At 61.9% G+C, this 20,901-nt stretch carries 15 protein-coding genes; 4 read left to right on the top strand and 11 right to left on the bottom strand.

Annotated elements, in window-relative coordinates; all coding sequences use genetic code 11:
* Window positions 1-23: 23 nt before the first annotated feature.
* Window positions 24-1,133: a cell division protein ZapE gene (gene zapE, locus ACFPN2_RS04995; protein WP_380595523.1), complete on the top strand. Its 1,110-nt coding sequence runs from the start codon at window positions 24-26 to the stop codon at window positions 1,131-1,133.
* A gap of 48 nt (window positions 1,134-1,181) precedes the next feature.
* On the opposite strand, the gene ACFPN2_RS04990 is transcribed toward zapE, so the two are convergent.
* Window positions 1,182-2,597, bottom strand: a complete 1,416-nt coding sequence (locus ACFPN2_RS04990) for a tetratricopeptide repeat protein (RefSeq protein ID WP_380595522.1) — start codon at window positions 2,595-2,597, stop codon at window positions 1,182-1,184.
* Window positions 2,598-2,816: 219 nt separating this feature from the next.
* On the opposite strand from ACFPN2_RS04990, the gene ACFPN2_RS04985 reads away from it, so the two are divergent.
* Complete coding sequence (locus ACFPN2_RS04985; protein ID WP_380595521.1) at window positions 2,817-6,695, top strand: BTAD domain-containing putative transcriptional regulator; 3,879 nt, start codon at window positions 2,817-2,819, stop codon at window positions 6,693-6,695.
* A gap of 8 nt (window positions 6,696-6,703) precedes the next feature.
* Here the strand turns inward: ACFPN2_RS04985 and metH are convergent, their stop codons facing one another.
* From metH to gatC, 10 genes are all read right to left on the bottom strand, one after another.
* Entirely contained in the window at window positions 6,704-10,423 is a 3,720-nt protein-coding gene (gene metH / locus ACFPN2_RS04980) for a methionine synthase (protein WP_380595520.1), read from the bottom strand.
* Between the two features lie 12 nt (window positions 10,424-10,435).
* Complete coding sequence (metF, locus tag ACFPN2_RS04975; RefSeq protein WP_380595519.1) at window positions 10,436-11,356, bottom strand: methylenetetrahydrofolate reductase; 921 nt, start codon at window positions 11,354-11,356, stop codon at window positions 10,436-10,438.
* A gap of 42 nt (window positions 11,357-11,398) precedes the next feature.
* Entirely contained in the window at window positions 11,399-12,310 is a 912-nt protein-coding gene (locus ACFPN2_RS04970; RefSeq protein WP_380595518.1) for an ArsR/SmtB family transcription factor, read from the bottom strand.
* A gap of 262 nt (window positions 12,311-12,572) precedes the next feature.
* The gene (locus ACFPN2_RS04965) at window positions 12,573-12,731 is read right to left on the bottom strand and encodes a hypothetical protein (protein WP_380595517.1); all 159 of its coding nucleotides are present in this window, start codon (window positions 12,729-12,731) and stop codon (window positions 12,573-12,575) included.
* A complete protein-coding gene (locus ACFPN2_RS04960) occupies window positions 12,728-13,021 on the bottom strand; it encodes a hypothetical protein (protein WP_380595516.1) in 294 nt (97 codons plus the stop codon). The genes ACFPN2_RS04965 and ACFPN2_RS04960 overlap by 4 nt, the downstream gene beginning before the upstream one ends.
* A gap of 78 nt (window positions 13,022-13,099) precedes the next feature.
* Entirely contained in the window at window positions 13,100-14,140 is a 1,041-nt protein-coding gene (locus ACFPN2_RS04955) for a zinc-dependent alcohol dehydrogenase family protein (RefSeq protein ID WP_380595515.1), read from the bottom strand.
* Window positions 14,141-14,294: 154 nt separating this feature from the next.
* Entirely contained in the window at window positions 14,295-15,269 is a 975-nt protein-coding gene (hslO, locus tag ACFPN2_RS04950; RefSeq protein WP_380595514.1) for an Hsp33 family molecular chaperone HslO, read from the bottom strand.
* 62 nt (window positions 15,270-15,331) lie between these two features.
* Window positions 15,332-16,783 carry an Asp-tRNA(Asn)/Glu-tRNA(Gln) amidotransferase subunit GatB gene (gene gatB / locus ACFPN2_RS04945; protein ID WP_380595614.1) on the bottom strand — a complete coding sequence of 484 codons (1,452 nt, stop codon included), beginning with the start codon at window positions 16,781-16,783 and terminating at the stop codon, window positions 15,332-15,334.
* On the bottom strand, window positions 16,783-18,237 hold the full coding sequence (gene gatA, locus ACFPN2_RS04940; protein WP_380595613.1) for an Asp-tRNA(Asn)/Glu-tRNA(Gln) amidotransferase subunit GatA: 1,455 nt from the start codon (window positions 18,235-18,237) through the stop codon (window positions 16,783-16,785). The genes gatB and gatA overlap by 1 nt, the downstream gene beginning before the upstream one ends.
* 12 nt (window positions 18,238-18,249) lie before the next feature.
* Entirely contained in the window at window positions 18,250-18,540 is a 291-nt protein-coding gene (gene gatC / locus ACFPN2_RS04935; protein WP_380595513.1) for an Asp-tRNA(Asn)/Glu-tRNA(Gln) amidotransferase subunit GatC, read from the bottom strand.
* Window positions 18,541-18,779: 239 nt separating this feature from the next.
* Between gatC and ACFPN2_RS04930 the strand changes: the two genes are divergently transcribed.
* Both ACFPN2_RS04930 and mreC read left to right on the top strand, forming a co-directional pair.
* The gene (locus ACFPN2_RS04930) at window positions 18,780-19,823 is read left to right on the top strand and encodes a rod shape-determining protein (protein ID WP_116812772.1); all 1,044 of its coding nucleotides are present in this window, start codon (window positions 18,780-18,782) and stop codon (window positions 19,821-19,823) included.
* A 38-nt stretch (window positions 19,824-19,861) separates the two neighbouring features.
* Window positions 19,862-20,890 (top strand): rod shape-determining protein MreC, encoded by a 1,029-nt coding sequence (mreC, locus tag ACFPN2_RS04925; RefSeq protein ID WP_380595512.1) that lies wholly within the window; start codon window positions 19,862-19,864, stop codon window positions 20,888-20,890.
* The last annotated feature ends 11 nt before the right edge of the window (window positions 20,891-20,901 follow it).

Here is a 20,901-nt window from a genome sequence, read left to right as displayed (position 1 = left end):
ACAGGACCTCCGAAAGCTCAGCAGTGCCCGACCACCCCACGCCCGCCACCACCGTCGCCGCCCTCTACGAACGCGAATGCGCCCGCCTCGGGTATCAGCGTGATCCCGTGCAGGAGCGTGTCATCGCTTTGCTGGACGATTTGCGGGAGCGGCTGACCGTGCCGCAACCCAGGGGCGGCTTGTTCCAAGGCCTGCTGTCGCGGAAGGAACATCAGTTGCAGAAAGGCCTATACATCTGGGGCGGCGTCGGCCGCGGCAAGACCTGGCTGATGGATCTGTTCTATCAAAGCCTGCCGTTCAAGGAGCGCCAGCGCAGCCACTTCCACCGCTTCATGCAGTCGGTGCACGATGAGCTGAAGAAACATCAGGACCGCGCCGATCCGCTGGAGCTGATCGCCGAGAAGATCGCCAAGAAGACCCGCATCATCTGTTTCGACGAGTTCTTCGTGTCCGACATTGCGGACGCGATGCTGCTCGGCACTTTGTTCGGCGCCCTGTTTCAGCGCGGCGTGACGCTGGTCGCAACGTCGAACGTGGCGCCCGACGATCTCTACAAGGAAGGTTTGCAGCGCGCCCGCTTCCTGCCCGCCATCAAGCTGCTGAAAGAACATACGCAGGTCGTGCACGTCGACAGCAAGACCGACTATCGCCTGCGCCTGCTGGAACGAGCGACGACCTGGTTCGATTCGCACGACGCGAAGACCCCGCCGGCGCTGGTGAACTTGTTCGAAGCGATGGCCGGCGAACCCGGCGCGGTCGATGCAACGCTCACGTTGAATCATCGCCGCTTGCACGCCAAACGGCACGCCGGCGATGTCATCTGGTTCACGTTCAAGGAACTGTGCGACGGCCCGCGCGGCCAGGCCGACTACATCGAGATTGCCCGCTGCTATCACACGGTATTCGTCACCGACATTCCCACGCTCGGCGTGGAATCGGAGAATCAGACGCGACGGTTCATCACGATGGTCGACGAGTTCTACGACCGCGCCGTGAAACTCATTATCTCAGCCGAGAAACCCGTGATCGATTTGTATCACGGCACAAAACTGAAGTTTGAATTCGAGCGTACGCAGAGTCGATTGATCGAAATGCAGTCGCAAGAGTATCTGGCGCGGCCGCATCAGCCCTGACAAGCGAGGCCGCCGGCGACCCGGCGGCTGCAACGTAACGCCAGATAACTAACCTGACAGCGCCATCGTCCGCTGCGGCATGAACTGCGCCTTGCGACGAGTCTCCGCACTTTCCATTGCCCGGGCTGCCGCGCCCGTATCGCCGCCGAGCTCCATCACTCGAGCCGTCAGCTGCCAGTTCGACGGGCTCGACGGCTTCAGCTGCGTCCGCTCGGCGATCAACGCACGCGCGAGCCGGATCTGATCCGAACGCAGCGCCGCCTCGACCAACGTCAGATGAATCAGATCGCGTTGCGCGTTGCTGCCACCGAAGCGGCTCGCGATGGTCCGAATCGCCAGCAAACGCCGCACCACGTCGGAATATTTACGATCCGCGAATGACACCAGCGCTTTGGCTAGCGGCAAGCCCACCTCGCGAGTCATCATGGCGTTGGTATCCGTACCCGTGCACTTCTGCTCCATCGCCGCGAGGGTCCGTTGCGCCAGATCCATTCGCTGCGCGCCTACAAACGACATGACGGCATGCGCGTCGTTGAACGCGTAGTAGGCGTGATCGACGAACGGCTCCCAACACTTCGCCAGCTCGCCCCAACGATGACCTACATCGACACCGCGCAACTGCAAGCGCCAGAGCATCGCCGACCCGTCGATCATTTCCAGCGGCACCTGCGACGGCGCCGGCCGAATGCGACGGTCGTAAAGATCCAGCACCTGAGCGATGTTGCCCGCATCGAGATGAAACAACCCGAGGTGCCACCAGTTGTGGAACGCCAGACCGTTGTTGTCCGCCCAATCCCGCTCACGCGAGGTGAGGAAATCGATACCTTCGCGAATACGGCCCTGCATTTCCATCACGTGAGTGACAGCGTGCACGCCCCACGCATCGACCGGATTGATCTCCAGGGCTCGGCGACCGATATCCTCGGCGCGTGAATACAACCCGGTCTCTTCCAGACCGAACGCATACATTCCGAGTACATAGTTGTAACCTGGCGCGCTCGTGTCCCATTCGGGCAACACTTGAGCGACGCGATCGCGCAGCATCGTGCTGCCCATATAGAAATCGCCGACGTGCGACACCTGGAGTGCCAGCAGGTCCCGGGGATATTCCAACAAGATATCGCCGTAACGACGGATCGAACCGGCGAAGTCGCCATGCAACCAGGCGCGTGCCGCGGCGGCGTGGGCCCGCTCACGATCGTTAGCTTGCCGGCCCAACGATTCGACGGCCTCGATACTTTCTGTCAGCAGTGGCACCACCATGCGGTCGGTTGCCATGATCATCAGCCCGGCACGCAGACAATGCCCCATGGCGAAGCCCGGATCGGCCTGCAGCGCGGCCTGAATAGTGACCAAAGGGTCGAGCCGGTAGCTCACCGACAGTGCCAGCGCCTGCTCGAACTGCTCCAGTGATGCGGTGCTACGGGTGGACACCGGGCAACCGCGTGAATCTCGAAGCGACATGACCTTCCTCCTTCGGTGACGACCGGGGGACCTGCCCCCTTATGGGACATCTTTGTACGCAGCCCTCGTGAGTCGAAGGTCTCGACAGCCGTGAAAAATGCGTGAAAATGTCGGGCCTGGCTCGCCGAATCCGATGTGTCATGAGTGGCCGATCTTTCGACGCGGTCGAGCCCAAGCCGGAGTACAGCGTCACAACCAGAATTCAGCGCCAGATCCGTCGTGAGCGAACTAACGTTACAAGTCCTGGGCTCCTTTCATGTCCGCGATGCGAGCGGCGGCGAAGTCCGCATTGCCTCCCGCAAAGGTCGCGCCCTGCTCGCCTATCTGGCCCTGCGCCCGGGTGAATCTCACAGCCGCGACCGGCTGGCCAACCTGCTTTGGGAAGATGCCGACGAAGAGCTGGCGCGCACCAGCTTGCGCCAGGCCCTGGCCGCGCTCCGAAAGTCATTGCCGACCGGGGCACAGGCGGCCTTGCTCGCCGACACCGAGACTGTCGGCGTCGATGCCGGATTGTTACAAAGTGACATCGGTGCCTTCCGCGACTCTCTGCTCGCCGGCACCCGCACTTCGTTACAGGAAGCAATCAATCACTATCGCGGCGATTTGTTAGATGGTTTCGACGCGCGCTCCACTGCCTTCGATGAATGGTTGAGCAGCGAGCGCGGCGCCCTGCGCAAACAAATGAGCGAGGCCCTGCAGCGTCTCACCGATCTGTGCGTAGCGTCGGAAGACAACGATGGCGCGTTGACGGCGTCCATCAAGCTCGTGTCCTTGGAGCCGCTGAACGAAGCCGCGCATCGGCGCATCATGGAGCTGCAGGCAAGACGCAACTCGTATGCTGAGGCGCTCAGACAGTACCGCGTGTGTCGCGATGTATTGCGTCGTGAATTGGATGTTTCTCCCGAAGCGGCCACCGAGCAGTTATATCGGGAGCTGATGCGCAAACGTCGTGCGGCGGTCTCCGAGCCTGTGGATGGCGAGCCGTTCATCGACGAGCCCGTCGAAAGCACGCCGGCACCGGCGCCGCGCCAGGAACTCCGCCCCAGCCTGCGCGACGCGACGATCTTCGTCGCCCGCCTCGAAGGTTTGTTGGAAACTGAAGCGCGCCTCGACCCGGAAGAAGCGCACTTGCTGTCGAATGAATTTCAATGTCGCGTGCAGAGCGCGGTTCAGGAATTCGGCGGCCTTGCCGATCGACGCGTCGGCTCGAACGTCATGGCGGCCTTCGGCATTCCTCATTCGTATGGCAACGAAGCGGAACGCGCCGCGCGTGCCGCGCTGATGTTACGTGACATGGTGAACGCGAAGCCGTGGCCCGTGCCCAACTCGATGGCGCTGCGGATCGGCATCGCTCAGGGACAGATTCTCTGCGGCAGCGAAGTGTTTCCTTTGAGCGGTCGGCCGACGCACGAAGCCCACATCCTTGCGACTCAAGCGCAGGACGGCGAAGTGCTGATTTCGGAGGACATTCGTCAATCGCTTGGCGAGCGCATCAGCACTCAACGCGTTGGAGCTGCACTGCAAGCTCATTCCGAGCCCGTGAATGCCTGGGCATTGAATGCCATCGGCGCCGAAGCTGGCACAACTGCACAACCATTCGTGGGCCGCCGCCCGGAACTGGCGATGATTCTCGCGTCATTGGATCGATGCATGTCGAGCCGGCACGGTCGGGCCATTGTGGTGCGCGGTGAAGCGGGCATCGGCAAGACGCGACTGGTCGATGCGGTCCGAAGCTCCGCTATCGAGCGGGGCGTCGGCGTTCATTCAGCGCAGATCTTCGATTTCGGTCAGTCGCCGGGCCGGCGTCCAATCACGATGCTGGCGCTCAGTCTGCTTGGTATTCGCGCCGATGCGCCTGCGTCCGAGCGCAAGGCGGCTGTGCAACGAATAGCGGCATCGAGAGGCGGCAGTATCGATCAGATCATTTTCCTGAGCGACCTGATCGATGCGCCGTTGGATCCAGAGCTGGCGGCGTTGGAAAAAGCGATGGAAGTCGCCACGCGTCAGCGCGGTCGCACGCTCGCGCTCGCGCAGATCATCGAAACGGCCGCACAGCGCTCGCCGCAACTGCTGGTCGTCGAAGACGTGCATTGGGCCGATACCGATGAGCTGGCGCGGCTCGGAGAGATCGCAGCCGTCGTTGCGAACTGTCAGATCCTGTTCATCATGACGACGCGCCCCGAAGGCGATCCGATCAGCGCGAGCTGGCGCGCTCGTGCACGCGGTTGCCCGGTGACGACGGTCGACCTCGCCCCGCTGGCGGAGGACGAAGCACAGGAACTGGCAGCTCACTACCCAGAGCTGTCGAGCGAGACGATTCAGGAATGCATCGTGCGCGCCGACGGCTATCCCTTGTTTCTGGATCAGCTGCTGCGCTCAGCCAGCGCCGGACAACATGCATTGCCGGGCTCGGTGCGCTCGTTAGTGCTGTCTCGTGCGGATAGCTTGTCGCAACTGGATCACTTAGCGCTCGAAGCCGCGGCCGTACTGGGCCAGCGCACCGAGCTGGCGATCATACGCCGCATGATCGAAGACGAGAGTTACGAGCCGGAGAAGCTGGTCGCCACCACGCTGGTTCGCAGTGACGGGGTCGAGCTGGAGTTCGCTCACGCGCTGTTTCGTGACGCGATTTATGAATCGACGCTCAAGTCGCAGCGCCGAGCATTGCATCGTGTCGCTGCGGATTGGTTCGCATCCCGCGATCTGTCGTTACACGCGGAGCATCTGGCCGCCGCCGATGACGAGGGCGCCGCCGAGGCTTATATCAAAGCCGCTGCAGCCGAACGCACAGCGCTTCGTTACGAACGAGCGCTCAACCTGGCAAACAAGGCCAGCGCCGTCGCACGCGAACCGATGATGTTGCACAGGACGAGCGTGCTGCTCGGCGAGTTGCTGTTGCACCTGGGCCGAACTCACGATGCGCTGGCGGCATTCCGCGAGGCGCTGGACTTCGCGATCGACCAAAGCGGTCATGGCGCCGCGTGGCTCGGCATTTCGTCCGCTCTGCGCATCATGGACCGTTACGAAGAAGCGCTCGAAGCACTGGAGCGCGCTCAGAACATCCTCGGCGACACCATCGATGCGCAGACTCGCGCTCGCATGAGCACGTTGCAGGGAAATCTCTATTTCCCGCTCGGTCGCTTCGACGCCTGTTTGCAAGCTCACCAGCAGGCGTATCAATTCGCTCAGGAAGCAAACTCCCCGGACGAGCTGGCGCGAGCGCTCGGCGGTCTCGGCGATGCCCACTACCAACGCGGCAACTTGCTGACAGCGCGCAAACATTTCGTACAGTGTGTGAAGGAAGCGCGTGAGCACGGCTTGATCGGCGTGCTGCTCGCGAATTTGCCCATGGTCGGCATCACTCAGGTCTATTGCGGCGAAGTTACCGCCGGCCGCGCCGCCCTGCAGGAATGCCGCGAGATCGCGCGCCGCGTCGGCGACCTGCGCAGCGAAATGATTTCGGTGTTGTGCCTGACCTCCGGTTTGATCCTGCAAGGAAAGAACGAGGAGCGCGGCAGCCTGGCCAAGCAGGCGTTGCAACTGGCCAAACAACTCGGGGCGCGTCGTTTTCATGCCGAGTGCCTGGGCATTCTCGCGAGCTGCATGAGCGAACCGGAGAGCCGCAGCGAAGCGTTGCAACTGGTCGAGGAAGGACTGCAACTCAGCCGCGAAATGGGCATGTCCTACTGTGGCGCGTCCCTGCTCGGAATATTGGCTCGACTGACGTCCGATCCGGCGCAGCGCGCGGCGGCCCTGGCGGAAGGTGAAACGTTGCTGGCGTCAGGCTGTGTCAGTCACAGCTACTTCGAGTTCTACCATCACGCGATGGAAGTGAGCATCGAGCAAAGCGCCTGGCAGGCCGCGCGCCGTTACGCCAACGATCTTGCCGCGTACACGGCGGCCGAGCCCTTGGCGCCGACGGATCTGCAGAGCGCGCGGGCACGCTTGCTGGCGGATGTGGGTGAAAACATCATCACGTCACAAACGCTGCCCGATCTCGAATCGCTGAAGCAGCGCTGCCATCACATGGATGCAGTGGCGCTCATCCCGGCGATCGACGCAGCGATCGCACTGGTTGGACGAGCGCCTACCGCATAACGCGGCTGTCAGGCCGCGTCCGCATCCGAATCCGGGTCGTAGCCCAGGTTCGGCGACAACCAGCGTTGCGCTTCCTCCAGCGAGATCTTTTTGCGCGCGGCGTAGTTCTGCACCTGATCGACGTCGATCTTGCCAACCGCGAAGTAACGCGAGCCCGGATGCGAGAAGTACCAGCCGCTGACCGCCGCCGTCGGATACATCGCGAACGACTCCGTGATCTTCATGCCCGCGTTCGTCTCCGGATCGAGCAAGCTCCACAACGTCGCCTTCTCGGTGTGATCCGGGCACGCGGGATAGCCCGGCGCCGGACGAATGCCGCGATACTCTTCCTTGATCAGCTGATCGTTGTTGAAGCGCTCGTCGGGGGCATATCCCCAGAACTCGCGACGCACCCGCTCGTGCATGCGCTCGGCGAACGCTTCGGCGAAGCGATCCGCCAGTGCCTTCAGCATGATGCTCGAATAGTCATCGTGCGCTTTCTCGAAGCGCTCCAGGTGCGGCTCGATGCCGATGCCGGCCGTGACCGCAAACGCACCGATGTAATCGCGACGCCCGGAAGACTTCGGCGCGATGAAATCCGACAGGGCATCGTGCGACTGACCCGTCGGCTTGCCCTTCTGCTGACGCAGGAAATGCAGCTTCGTGAGCACGCGCGTACGTGACTCGTCGGTGTAGATTTCAACGTCGTCATCATCGACGCTGTTCGCCGGGAACAGACCGATCACGCCGCGTGCGGTGAGCCAGCGCTCACGCACGACCTGCTTCAACATGCGGCGCGCATCGGCGTACAAGTTGCTGACCTGCTCGCCGACGACGGGATCGGTGAGGATGTCAGGGAACTTGCCGCCGAACTCCCACGCATTGAAGAACGGCATCCAGTCGATGTAGCGGGTCAGATCTTCCAGCGAGAAATCGTCGAACGTGCGGATCCCGAGGAACTTCGGCACCGGCGGCACATACGAATCCCAACCGCCGTTGAACTTGTTCGCCCGAGCCTGAGCGATCGTCAGCTGCGGCGCCTTGATCTTCTTGCCGGCGTGCTGCTCGCGACGGACCGCGTGCTCCGCCTTCGTCTTCTCGACGAACTCACGACGCAACGCCGCTGTGACCAGCTGCTGACACACGCCTACCGAGCGCGACGCGTCCTTCACGTACACCACCGGGCCTTGATACTGCGGATCGATCTTCACCGACGTGTGCGCCGGCGAAGTGGTCGCGCCGCCGATCAATAGCGGCTGATCGAAGCCTTGACGCTGCATCTCGCGCGCCACGTGCACCATTTCATCCAGCGACGGCGTGATCAGGCCGGACAAGCCGATCATGTCCGCGTTCTCGCGCCGTGCGGTCTCGAGGATGCGCTCGGCCGGCACCATCACGCCTAGGTCGATCACTTCGAAGTTATTGCACTGGAGCACGACGCCAACGATGTTCTTGCCGATGTCGTGCACGTCGCCCTTCACCGTGGCCATGATGATCTTGCCGTTCGACTTGGCGACCTGGCCCGACTTGGCTTTCTCTTCCTCGATGAACGGAATCAGATGCGCAACCGCCTTCTTCATGACGCGCGCCGACTTCACGACCTGCGGCAGGAACATCTTGCCGCTGCCGAACAGATCGCCGACCACGTTCATGCCGTCCATCAGCGGACCTTCGATGACGTGCAACGGACGCTCCGCCTTCTGTCTCGCCTCTTCCGTATCGACCGTGATGAACTCATCGATACCTTTGACCAGTGCGTGCTCGAGTCGCTTCTCGACCGGCAGACCGCGCCACGCCAGGTCTGCTTCTTTCTTCGCACCGACTTCGCCCTTGAAGCGCGCCGCGATTTCGAGCAGACGCTCGGTCGCATCCGGGCGGCGATTCAAAATCACATCCTCGACCCGCTCGCGCAGCTCGGGATTGATGTCCTCGTAGATGGCCAGCTGACCGGCGTTGACGATGCCCATCGTCATGCCGGCCTTGATGGCGTGATACAGGAACACCGAGTGCATGGCTTCGCGCACCGGGTCGTTGCCGCGGAACGAGAAGGAAACGTTGCTGACGCCGCCGCTGATGTGGGCGTACGGGCAGGTCCGTCGGATCTCGGCGGTCGCTTCGATGAAGTCGACGGAATAGTTGTTGTGCTCTTCGATGCCGGTCGCCACCGCGAAGATGTTCGGATCGAAGATGATGTCTTCGGCGGGGAAGCCGACCTGCTCGGTGAGGATCTTGTACGAGCGCTGGCAGATCTCGACCTTGCGCTTCACCGTGTCGGCCTGACCGGTCTCGTCGAACGCCATCACGACCACGGCCGCACCGTACGCACGCACTTTCTTCGCGTGCTCGATGAACGCCGCCTCGCCTTCTTTCAAGCTGATGGAATTGACGATGCCCTTGCCTTGAATGCGTTTCAGGCCCGCCTCGATGACCGTCCACTTGGACGAGTCGATCATGATGGGCACGCGCGAAATGTCGGGCTCGGAGGCGATCAGGTTCAGAAAGCGCACCATCGCGGCTTCCGAATCCAGCATGCCTTCGTCCATGTTGATGTCGATGACTTGCGCGCCGCTCGCCACCTGCTGGCGTGCGATATCGAGCGCGGCGTTGTAGTCGTCCGCTTCGATCAGCTTGCGGAACTTCGCCGAGCCCGTGACGTTGGTGCGCTCACCGACGTTCACAAACAAGCTGTCGGGACCGATGTTGCACGGTTCGAGACCCGACAGGCGAGCACGCTTCTCCAGCACCGGAGGTACGCGAGGCTTGACGCCCTCCACCGCTTCACGAATGTGCTTGATGTGGTCAGGCGTGGTGCCACAACAGCCACCCAGGATGTTCACGAAGCCGCTGGTCGCAAATTCCTTCACGAGATCGGCGGTTTCGCAGGCATGCTCATCGTACTCACCGAAAGCATTCGGCAAGCCCGCGTTCGGATACGCGCTGACATAAACATCCGCGATGCGTGACATCTCTTCGATGTACGGGCGCAACTGCTTCGCACCGAGCGCGCAGTTCAGGCCGACGGCCAGTGGCCTCGCATGACGCACGGAGTTCCAGAACGCTTCGGTCGTTTGACCGGAGAGCGTGCGACCCGACGCGTCGGTGATCGTGCCGGAGATGACGATGGGAATATCGATGCCCACCTCGTCGATCGCCTGGCGGGCCGCGTAAATCGCCGCCTTCGCATTGAGCGTGTCGAAGATGGTCTCGATCAGCAGGATGTCGACGCCCGCTTCGATCAACGCACGCGCGCCGATCAGATAGGTGTCCGACAGCTGGTCGAAATCGATGTTACGGAACGCAGGGTCATTGACGTTCGGCGACAGCGAGGCTGTGCGATTCGTCGGGCCCAGCGCGCCAGCAACGAACTTCACTTGCCCCGTCTTCGCGAAGTATTCATCCGCGGCTTCGCGCGCCAATTTGGCGCCGGCCAGGTTGATCTCGCGCACCAGATGTTCCATCTGGTAATCGGCCTGCGAGGAATAGTTCGCGGTAAACGTATTCGTCTCCACGATATCCGCGCCCGATTCCATGTACTTGGTGTGAATGGCCTTGATGATCTCCGGCCGCGTCAGCACCAGGATGTCGCTGTTGCCTTTCAGATCGCACGGCCAGTCCTTGAACCGGTCGCCGCGATAGTCGGCTTCAGTGAGCTTGTAGCCCTGAATCATGGTGCCCATGCCGCCGTCGAGCATCACGATGCGCTCGGTCAGCAGGCGGTGCAGAGTGGCCAGTCGTTCGGTGCGATTCATGTGTGTTGTTCCTCAACCCGCAGCAGCCTGCGCCAGCACCGGCCGTACGCCGAGTGCATGACAAATGGCATAACTCAGCTCGGCACGATTCAGCGTATAGAAATGGAATTCTTCGACGCCGTGTTTCTGCAGCTCCTGCACCTGCTCGATCGCGACTGACGCAGCGATGAGCCGGCGCGTGTCCGCGTCGTCATCGAGGCCGTCGAATCGATGCGCCAGCCACTCCGGCACGCTCGCGCCACACCGCTGCGCCATGCGCAACATTTGCGGGAAGCGCGTGATGGGAAGAATGCCGGGGACGATGCTGGCGTTGATGCCGGCCGCCGCGCATTGATCGCGGAAGCGCAGGAACAGGCTCGTGTCGAAGAAGAATTGCGTGATCGCGCGATCGGCGCCGGCATCGATCTTCGACTTCAGATTGGTCAACTCGAATTCCGCACTCGGCGATTCTGGATGTGGCTCCGGATAAGTGGCGACGGAGATCTCGAAATCCGCCACCGACTTCAGGCCCTTCACCAGATCGACTGCATAGGCAAAGCCTTGCGGATGCGGGATGTACTTCGTCGTGCCCTGCGGCGGATCGCCGCGCAGTGCCACGATGTGGCGGATGCCGCTGGCCCAGTAGTCACGGGCGATATCCAATATCTCTTCGCGCGGCGCGCCGATGCAGGTCAGATGCGGAGCTGCGGTCAGCGCCGTGTTCTTCTGAACCTTCGTGACGATGTTGTGTGTACGCGCGCGGGTAGAGCCGTCCGCGCCGTAGGTCACGGACACAAAGCGCGGCTGCAACGGCGCGAGACGCTGCACCGATTCCCACAGCGTTTGCTCCATCGCCTCGTCCTTCGGCGGGAAGAACTCGAACGACACCGTGGGCCGGCCTCGCAGCTTGCTCAAGCTGTTGCCGATCTGGTCCTTGAGCTTTTCGACTGACATGTTTCTTTCCTCAATTCCTTGCGGTGGACTTCAGGCGCAGCTTCATGCCGCCGCCGTGCTGCGTGCCACACGCCGGCCGATGGCCACCAGCAGATGCCCTGCTTCGGTGTCCACGGGGCGCATACGGGAAACTTCCAACCCTGCTTTGGTAAACCATTCGCGCAGAGTGGCGATGGGATTCGCGGAAGACGTCGAGCTCAGCGAGTCGAAGTCTTCGATGATCACGGCGCGGCCGCCGTGCTTCAGTGTTCGTGAGATTTCCGCCAGCGCCACGAGCGGACGCTCCGCGCCTGCCAGCACTCGCTCGGCGACGACGGTGTCGAACAGTGGCGCGGCGAACGGCAAGTCATACATGTCGCCTCGCTGCAGCTCGCAATGGCTCAAGCCCGCGCCGTGCACTTTCGTGCGCGCGACCTTCAGCGCTTCACTGGAAATGTCGACGCCGACCGCGCGGGTCGCTTTCGCACCGAGGAGCTTGAGCATGTGACCGGAGCCGGTGCCTACGTCTAACAGCGCGCCGATCGGCTCGCTCGCGAGTTCTTCTACGACGGTGGCGTCGACCAGATCTGAGGTCTTCTCGAGCGCATCTTCGACGGCGAGATGATCCGCCGCCCGGCGACCGCGCTCGGCGATGACTTCTTCCATGCGGCGGCGGTCTCGGCGGAGGACGTCGTCCTCTTCGTCTACTAACGCCAGCAGCTGCCAGACGGTGTCTCGCGCCTCACCGGACGCGGGCGCGCGGTAGTACACCCAGAGCTGCTCTCGGAAACGATCCAGCAGTCCGGCATCACACAGGAGCTTGAGATGGCGGGACACCCGCGGCTGGCTCTGGCCAATGACCTCGCAGATTTCTCCCACCGTCAGCTCCGCTCGCGCCAATAGCGCAAGCAGCCGCAGCCGCGTGGGCTCGGCAGCAGCTCTCAGAGCAGAAACGGCGGATAAGAAGCTCGGCATTCCGATGTCGGCGACTTAAGGATATAAAGATATCTTTATATAGACGGCCAGCACTATACGCGAACCCGCTCGTCGATGTCACGCCCCAAGTTCACAGCTCCGCCCAACCCGCACACAGTCGCAATACAAACAAGAGCTTAGACCCGCTCGTCGCAGCTGGGCTCGCTCCATCATCCGGGGGTAATTGCATTTTCGAACCCCTGAAACGCCAGAAGCCGCGACCAGCGCGGCTTCTTTCGATTCGAAGGCGATGAACTGCTTTTTATCGCAGCCGAGTGACGTCGAAGTCCGAAACCCGAGGCGCGTTGATGAATGCCACCACGACGGTGACGACGGAGAGCAGAGCCAGCAGGATTCCCTTCCACAGGTTCAAGCTGCCACGAAACCCTTCCGCGATTGGCCGTAGAACGTTCTGAATCATCGCCGCACCTCCACGACTTTTTTGCAGAAATGCACCATACCCGCAATCAACACGACCGTACTGAGCGCGGTATCAGCATAAACCAAGTACAACTCCATCCTGGTGACGAATTTAAAAATTTCATCCGGAAAAGGGTGGTAACGATGCAGTGCATGTAAAACCACGGAGACCAGCCACCCGATGGAAAACAACGCCGTAAAAATGAAGGCCGTCCCAACCAAGTGCCCGACCAGCGACATCACGGACCACCAATAACCGACCCGTCGCTCCCTTCCTCCCCAGTACAACACGCCATCTCCTCAACGGACTTTTTTGAGACCTCTCGATGGATCCAACCTACCCCTGATTTGAATGGCATTTCGACGCGTTTAGCGCACGAAATCGTTGATAACGGTGATGCCTGTGCCGCGGAAGTTATCCATGCCAGCAAGCGCGGCCGGTGCCGCGGAAAGCGCGATAGTCTTTTCGACGAGCAACTGCGGCTGCACTCGACGCATGAGGATCAGGTCCAGCATGGCGCCGTACCGGTGGGCCTGCATGCCGTGGCTGCCCATCACCTGCAGCTCTTTCGCGATGACCAGGCCCATCGGCACCGGCGGATCGGCGTGCGCGCCGAGCATCAGGCCGACTTGGACATGGCGACCTTGCGGCCGCAGGCAGGCGATGGAGTTGTAGCAGGTGACGCGGCTGCCGAGCGCGTCCATGGATACGTGCGCGCCACCGCGCGTGTGTTCGAGGATTGCCGCTTTGATGTCAGCGTTTGCGAGCACGCCGACCTCGGCGCCGAGGCGTTTCGCGAAGTCGAGCTTGGCTTGATCGATATCGACGGCGATGACACGCGCGCCCATGGCGTTCGCGATCATGATCGCCGACAACCCCACTCCTCCACAGCCATGAATCGCCACCCACTCACCGGGCTGCACTCGCGCCTGATCGACGACAGCTCTAAATGACGTCGCGAACCGGCAGCCCAGACTGGCCGCGGTGACGAAGTCGATGCTCTCTGGGAGGTTGACCAGATTGATGTCCGCGTAATCGACCGCCACGAACTCAGCAAACGATCCCCACGCGGTGAAGCCCGGCTGAAACTGGGTCGCGCAGATTTGTTGCTGACCTTTCGAGCATTGCTCACAACGACCGCAGCCACTCACGAACGGCACGGTGACTCGATCGCCTACCTTGAATCGAGTCACGTTCGCACCCGTGGCTACAACGACGCCGGCGAGCTCATGACCGGGAACGTGAGGAAGTCGGAGGTCGGCATCGTGGCCCATCCAACCGTGCCAGTCGCTACGACAGATGCCGGAAGCTTCGACTTTGATGACTACGCCGCCCGGCGCCGGAGCGGGATCTCGCACGTCGACGCAGTTGAGAGCGCCACCGAATGTTTCGAAGAGGACAGCTTTCACGGAGGAAGAGGTTTCGCAAGGAGGAGAGAAGCCAGAGTACATCGGCGCGTGTGAGGGCAGAAGTTCCCACCGCGCGCCGGCGAAAGCGCCCCGGACCGAACTTGAGACCAACGTTTCGGCGGCGCGAACCACCGCGCCTCTTCTCCGAAAAAACTCAGTGCCGCCGATCAGGCGCGTCAGTAGTCGGCGTAGCCGTGCCGGCGAACAGCTGCTCGACGTCGACGGAGTCGAAGCGATACGCGCGATTACAGAAATCACAGCGAACTTCGACGTGGCCCTGCTCCGCGAGCACCGAGCGCACTTCTTCCGGCCCGAGCGCCTTGAGCATGCCGACGACGCGTTCGCGAGAGCAGCGGCATTTGAAGAAAACCGGGGCGGACTCGAACAAGCGCACATCGTCTTCAGCGAACAACCGGCGCAGGATGTTTCGATCGCTCAAGGTCTGCAGCTCTTCGGGCTTCAGCGTGTCGCCGAGCATTTGCACTCGATTCCACGCGTCATCGATCTCCGCCCGATTCATTTCATGCGCACGCGAGCCCACCGTGCGTGACTTCACAGAGTCATCCGACAGCCGCTGCAACAGCAGCCCCGACGCGCCGTTCTCATCCGCATGCAGCCACAAGCGTGTCGGCAACTGCTCGGACGACTCGAAATAATTGCGCAGGCAGTCCGACAGCCGCTCGCCGGTCAACGGCACGATGCCTTGATAGCGCTGGGACAAGTCCTCGTTCTCGACCGTGACCGTCAAGCTGCCTTCGCCGGACAGCGAGGCGAGATCGGGTCGAAACTCAGCGTCCTTGTAACGAGCCACCGCCCGCACGCCCAACGCATCCGAACACTGGGCCAGCATCAAATGCATCGGCCCCTGCCCCTTGAGCTGCAGACTCAGCGTCCCATCGAACTTCATGGTGGCTGCCAGCAGCACGGAAGCTGCGACCGCCTCACCGAGGGTGTCGCGAATGACGGGCGGATATTCGCGATGCTCGAGCAACGCGCGCCACGAAGCGTCCAGGTGGACGATGTGGCCGCGAATCGGATAGTGCTCGAACAGGAATCTGTGCAGGCAATCGCGATCGTGCATGACAGGAGTTTCGGCCGGGGTGACGGGGAGGCGGATGATGGTACTCATCCGCCGTTACATTAGCCCGCCAGGCTGTTTTTCAACAGCCTGGATTGTTTTGAAACGGGCCCTTATCCCGCCAGCTTCTTCTTCAACAGATCATTGACTTGCGCCGGGTTGGCCTTGCCGCCGGTGACCTTCATCACCTGCCCGACGAAGAAGCCGAACAGCTTGTCCTTGCCGGATCGGTAGTCCGCGAGCTGCTTGGGATTGGCCGCCATGACCTCGTCGATGGTCTTTTCGATGGCACCCGTGTCAGTGATTTGCTTCAGGCCCTTGGCCTCGATGATGGCATCGGCATCTTTGCCCTCCGCCCACATCGACTCGAACACCTCTTTGGCGATCTTGCCGGAGATGGTCTCATCCGCGATTCGGGCCAGCAGGCCCGCGAGGCGCGGGGCATCGATGCGCGTCTCGGTAATCTCGACGCCGTCCTTGTTGAGCGCCGCCGACAGTTCACCCATCGTCCAGTTCGCCGCAAGCTTCTCGTTGCCTTCGAGATTCTTCGACTTCAACGACGCGAGCACCGCTTCGTAGAAGTCGCCCATCTCACGGCTCGCGGTCAGCACGCCCGCGTCATACGCGGACAGGCCGAACTTCTCGACGTAACGAGCCGCTTTCTGATCCGGCAACTCGGGCAGCGTGCCGCGCACGCCCTCGATGAAGTCCTTCTCGATCACCACCGGCAACAGGTCCGGATCCGGGAAGTAGCGATAGTCGTTGGCCTCTTCCTTGGAGCGCAGCGAGCGCGTCTCGCCCTTCTCGGGATCGAACAGACGCGTTTCCTGTTTGATCTTGCCACCACCCTCGATCACTTCGATCTGGCGCGCAACCTCGTAGTTGATCGCTTTCTCGATATAACGGAACGAGTTCAGGTTCTTGATCTCGCAGCGGGTGCCGAACTTCTCCTGGCCCTTCGGGCGCACCGAGACGTTGGCGTCACAGCGGAACGAGCCTTCCTGCATGTTGCCGTCGCAGATCTCCAGGTAGCGCACCAGCGTATGAATCTTCTTCAGGTACGCGACCGCTTCCTTGGCCGAGCGCATGTCGGGCTCGGAGACAATTTCCAGCAGCGGCGTGCCGGCGCGATTCAGGTCTATACCGGACGCGCCCTGAAAATCCTCGTGCAACGACTTGCCCGCATCCTCTTCAAGATGCGCACGAGTGATGCCGACGACTTTGACCGAGCCATCCTCGAGCAGGATCGGCATCGAGCCCTTCTCGACCACGGGCTTTTCGTACTGGCTGATCTGATAGCCCTTCGGCAGGTCGGGATAGAAATAGTTTTTGCGCGCGAAGATGGAACGCGGCGAGATCTGCGCGCCGATCGCGAGACCGAACTTCACGGCCATGCGCACCGCTTCGCGATTCAACACCGGCAGCACGCCGGGATAGCCCAGATCGACCAGATTCGCTTGTGCGTTCGGCGCCGCGCCGTACGCGGTGGCGGCACTGGAAAAGATCTTGCTACGCGTTGCCAGCTGCGCGTGAATTTCCAAACCGATGACGGTTTCCCAGCTCATCATGCGTAACCTTTCGGAATGTCTCGATGCCACAGCGTCTCGTTCTGATAGCCGTGCGCGACGTTGAGCAATTTAGCCTCGGCGAAGTGCGGACCGATGATCTGCAATCCGACCGGCAGGCCATCCACCGTGCCGCACGGAATCGACATGGCCGGCAGGCCCGCGAGGTTGGCACCGATGGTGTAGATGTCGTTCAAGTACATGGTGATGGGATCGTCCACCTTGGCGCCGATGTCGAACGCCGGCGTCGGCGAGGTCGGACCCATCAACACATCGACTTGCTGGAAGGCGCGAGCGAAGTCATCCGTGATCAAACGGCGAACCTTCTGGGCGCGCAGGTAATACGCGTCGTAGTAACCGGCAGACAGCACATACGTACCGGTCATGATGCGACGTTTGACTTCGGCACCGAAGCCTTCGCCACGCGAGCGCATGTAGAGATCTTCGAGGCCTTGCGGGTTCTCGCAGCGATAGCCGAAGCGCACGCCGTCGAATCGCGACAGGTTCGACGAGCACTCCGCCGGCGCAACCACATAATAGGTAGGCACCGACAACGGCAGATTCGGCAAGCTCACTTCGATGAGCTTCGCGCCGAGCCGCTCATATACCTGCAGCGCCTCGCGGATCAGCTTGGCCGTCGACTCTTCCAGGCCGCTTTCGAAGAACTCTTTCAGCAGGCCGATCTTCAAACCGGCGAGCGGCTGATCGAGGCTCGCGACGTAATCGGGCACCGGCGTGTCGACGCTGGTGGAGTCGCGCGGATCGAAACCGGCCATGTCACGCAGAACCATCGCCGCGTCTTTCGCGGTAATGGTCATCGTGCCGGCCTGATCGAGGCTGGAAGCGAACGCGATCATCCCGTATCGAGATACGCGTCCATACGTGGGCTTCAAGCCGGTCAAACCGGTGAGTGCCGCGGGCTGACGAATCGAGCCGCCGGTATCGGTCGCGGTGGCGACCGGCGCGAGTCGCGCGGCGACCGAGGCCGCCGAGCCGCCCGATGAGCCGCCCGGTACTTTTTTCAGGTCCCACGGATTTTTCACCGGGCCGTAGTAGCTGGTTTCGTTCGACGAGCCCATCGCGAACTCATCCATGTTCGCTTTGCCCAGCATGACGACGCCAGATTGCGACAGCTTCTCGACGATGGTCGCGTCGTATGGCGCGACGAAGTTGGACAGCATGCGCGAGCCGCACGTGGTCAATACACCGTCCGTGCAGAAGATGTCTTTATGAATCAGCGGCAGGCCGGCCAATGCACCCGCCTCGCCCGAGGCCAGCAACTCGTCGGCCCGTTGCGCCGCGGACAATGCGTACTCGGGAGTGACGGTGATCAACGCGTTCAGCGTCGGGTTCAAGCGCTCGATTCGCGCTAAAAAATGCTTGGCGAGCTCGACGCTGGAAAAGCGGCGCGCCCGCAGTCCCTCGTTGAGCTCGGCCAACGTCAGGTGATGCAGTTCAGTCATGGCTCACTCGATCACTTTGGGCACGAGATACAGATCCGCTTCGACGCGCGGCGCGTTGCGCTGATATTTAGCGTGCTGGTCGGTATCCAGCACTTCGTCCGGGCGCATCCGTTGCACCTGATCCGCGAGCGGATGCGCCATCGGCTCCACCGACGCGGTATCCGCGGCGTTGAGCTGCGCGACGAAGTCGAAGATCTTCGACAGGCTGTCCACATACACCGGCAGCTGCTCGTCGCTGAGCTTGAGGCGCGCCAGCTTCGCGATGTTCTTCACATCGTTATCGGTAAGACTCATAAGCCGAAACTTCCGCTGAAAGACTTGAAAGAAAGCGCGGGCAGTGAGACCTCACGCTCGCCATGGCATGAGGCGAAAGCGTAACGAGGAGCAAAAAAGACCGCAAAAATCCCTGGAAAATTGCGGCGTAATCATACACCTGAAAGCTTGTGCTATGTGAAACCCGTTGCTAGAGTACCGCAACTTTTTTGCCTCCCCTTCCTTCGCGCCTCGACCCGTACGCTCGACGCACAACAACCATGTTTAAAAACCTACGCGGGTATTTTTCCAACGACCTGTCGATCGATCTGGGGACTGCAAACACCCTCATTTACGTGCGCGGCAAAGGCATCGTGCTGAACGAGCCTTCGGTGGTCGCGATCCGTGAAGAGCCGGGTCGCGCCGGCAAGAAGATCGAGGCGGTCGGTCAGGAAGCGAAGAACATGCTGGGTCGCACGCCCGGCCACATCACCGCGATTCGCCCGATGAAAGACGGTGTGATCGCCGACTTCACCGTCACCGAGAAGATGTTGCAGTACTTCATCGAGAAGGTGCACGGCAATCGTTTGATGCGTCCCAGCCCGCGCGTGCTGATCTGCGTGCCGTACGGCTCGACCCAGGTCGAGCGGCGCGCGATTCAGGAATCGGCCGAAGGCGCCGGTGCCCGCTGGGTACGGCTGATCGAAGAGCCGATGGCCGCCGCGGTCGGTGCCGGCCTGCCGGTTCATGAAGCGCGCGGCTCGATGGTGCTCGACATCGGCGGCGGTACTTCCGAAGTCGCGGTCATCTCGCTCAACGGCATCGTGTACGCCTCGTCGGTGCGCATCGGCGGCGATCGCTTCGACGACGCCATCATCAATTACGTGCGCCGTAACTACGGCATCCTGATCGGCGAAGCCACGGCCGAAAAGATCAAGATCGAAATCGGCTCGGCCTATCCCGGCCAGCAGGTGAACGAGATTTCCGTGAAGGGCCGCAACCTGTCCGAAGGCGTGCCGCGTTCGTTCACGCTCAATTCGAACGAAATCCTCGAAGCGTTGCAGGAACCGCTGGCCGGCATCGTCGGCGCGGTGAAAGTGGCGCTGGAACAGACGCCGCCCGAACTGGGCGCGGACGTGGCCGAGCGCGGCATCGTGCTCACCGGCGGTGGCGCCCTGCTGCGTGACATCGACAAGCTGTTGATGGAAGAGACCGGTCTGCCGGTGGTGGTCTCGGAAGATCCGCTGACCTGCGTGGCCCGCGGCGGCGGCCGCATGCTGGAGCTCATCGACGAGCACGGTCCCGCGCTATTCAATCTGGAATAGCCTTTGCGGCGAACTGTAGCTAGTTCGCCCTATCACCTATGGTGACCCTTAGCTCCGACAGCCGGAACATCATTGGCCGAGGCCCACCGCTCGGTGCCGGCTTGTTTTTTCTCGGAATTGTGTCGGTCGGCATGATGATGCTCGACCATCGCAGCAACTATCTGGAGACCGTGCGCCAGTGGCTGGGGGCCGCGGCCTCGCCGGTGTATGCCGTCGTGCAGACGCCCGGCCAGGCCTGGGACTGGCTGACCGGCAGCTTCGCCGACCGCGACCGGCTGCGAACCGAGAACAGCGAGCTTTCTGAACAGCTGCGCGAAGCACGCGTCAAGCTGCTGCAATTCGATTCCTTGCGTGAAGAGAATGTCCGTCTGCGGGCCGTGCGCGAAGCGTCGGCCGGCGTCGGCGGGCGGACCATGATCGCGGAAATCATGCGGGTGGATGTCGACCCGTTCCGCCATCGCGTGCGAATCAACAAAGGCAGCGACGACGGCGTGTTCAAGAATCAGCCGGTGCTGGACGCGTTCGGCATCGTCGGCCAGGTCGTTCAGGTGGATCGATACACCTCGACCATCATCCTGATCAGCGACGCCGAGCACGCCATTCCCGTTCAGGTTAACCGTAACGGCATCCGCTCCATCGCAGTGGGCGCGGGCGATCTGGGCAAGCTCAGCCTGCCTTACATGACGGTGGAATCGGATGTGAAGCCCGACGACCTGCTGGTGTCCTCCGGCCTCGATGGCATTTTCCCGGCCGGTTATCCGGTCGCCCGTGTGAGCAAGGTGGAGCGCAATCCGGCCGACACGTTCGCGCTGGTGGAAGCCAAGCCGCTGGCTCAGCTCGACCGCGATCGCGAAGTGCTGCTGTTGTGGGACGAGACGCCGCAGGTGGAACCACCGGCGACGAAGCCCAAACCGGCGGCTACAGAATCGAAACCCGCGGCCGAAACATCGACTGCGACACCTGCACCTGCGACGTCAGCGCAGCCGGCGCCCGCGGCTCAAGAGCCCGCGCAGCCCGCGCCGCCAGGAACGCAGCCGCTGCCGCAGACCCAGCCGCCCCAGGAATAAATGACGCCCTC

It is taken from the genome of Steroidobacter flavus (assembly GCF_042651805.1).
GTDB classification, from domain to species: Bacteria; Pseudomonadota; Gammaproteobacteria; order Steroidobacterales; family Steroidobacteraceae; genus Steroidobacter; species Steroidobacter flavus.
The sequence above is the reverse complement of the archived record's forward strand: the minus strand, read 5'-3'. Positions and strand labels throughout refer to the sequence as shown.

Bases quoted from the DNA above. Each gene is read 5' to 3' on its own strand.
- ACFPN2_RS04990 (WP_380595522.1), bottom strand. From the start codon at position 2,597: ATGTCGCTTCGAGATTCACGCGGTTGCCCGGTGTCCACCCGTAGCACC.
- metH (WP_380595520.1), bottom strand. From the start codon at position 10,423: ATGAATCGCACCGAACGACTGGCCACTCTGCACCGCCTGCTGACCGAG.
- metF (WP_380595519.1), bottom strand. From the start codon at position 11,356: ATGTCAGTCGAAAAGCTCAAGGACCAGATCGGCAACAGCTTGAGCAAG.
- ACFPN2_RS04970 (WP_380595518.1), bottom strand. From the start codon at position 12,310: ATGCCGAGCTTCTTATCCGCCGTTTCTGCTCTGAGAGCTGCTGCCGAG.
- ACFPN2_RS04965 (WP_380595517.1), bottom strand. From the start codon at position 12,731: ATGATTCAGAACGTTCTACGGCCAATCGCGGAAGGGTTTCGTGGCAGC.
- hslO (WP_380595514.1), bottom strand. From the start codon at position 15,269: ATGAGTACCATCATCCGCCTCCCCGTCACCCCGGCCGAAACTCCTGTC.
- gatB (WP_380595614.1), bottom strand. From the start codon at position 16,783: ATGAGCTGGGAAACCGTCATCGGTTTGGAAATTCACGCGCAGCTGGCA.
- gatC (WP_380595513.1), bottom strand. From the start codon at position 18,540: ATGAGTCTTACCGATAACGATGTGAAGAACATCGCGAAGCTGGCGCGC.
- ACFPN2_RS04930 (WP_116812772.1), top strand. From the start codon at position 18,780: ATGTTTAAAAACCTACGCGGGTATTTTTCCAACGACCTGTCGATCGAT.
- mreC (WP_380595512.1), top strand. From the start codon at position 19,862: ATGGTGACCCTTAGCTCCGACAGCCGGAACATCATTGGCCGAGGCCCA.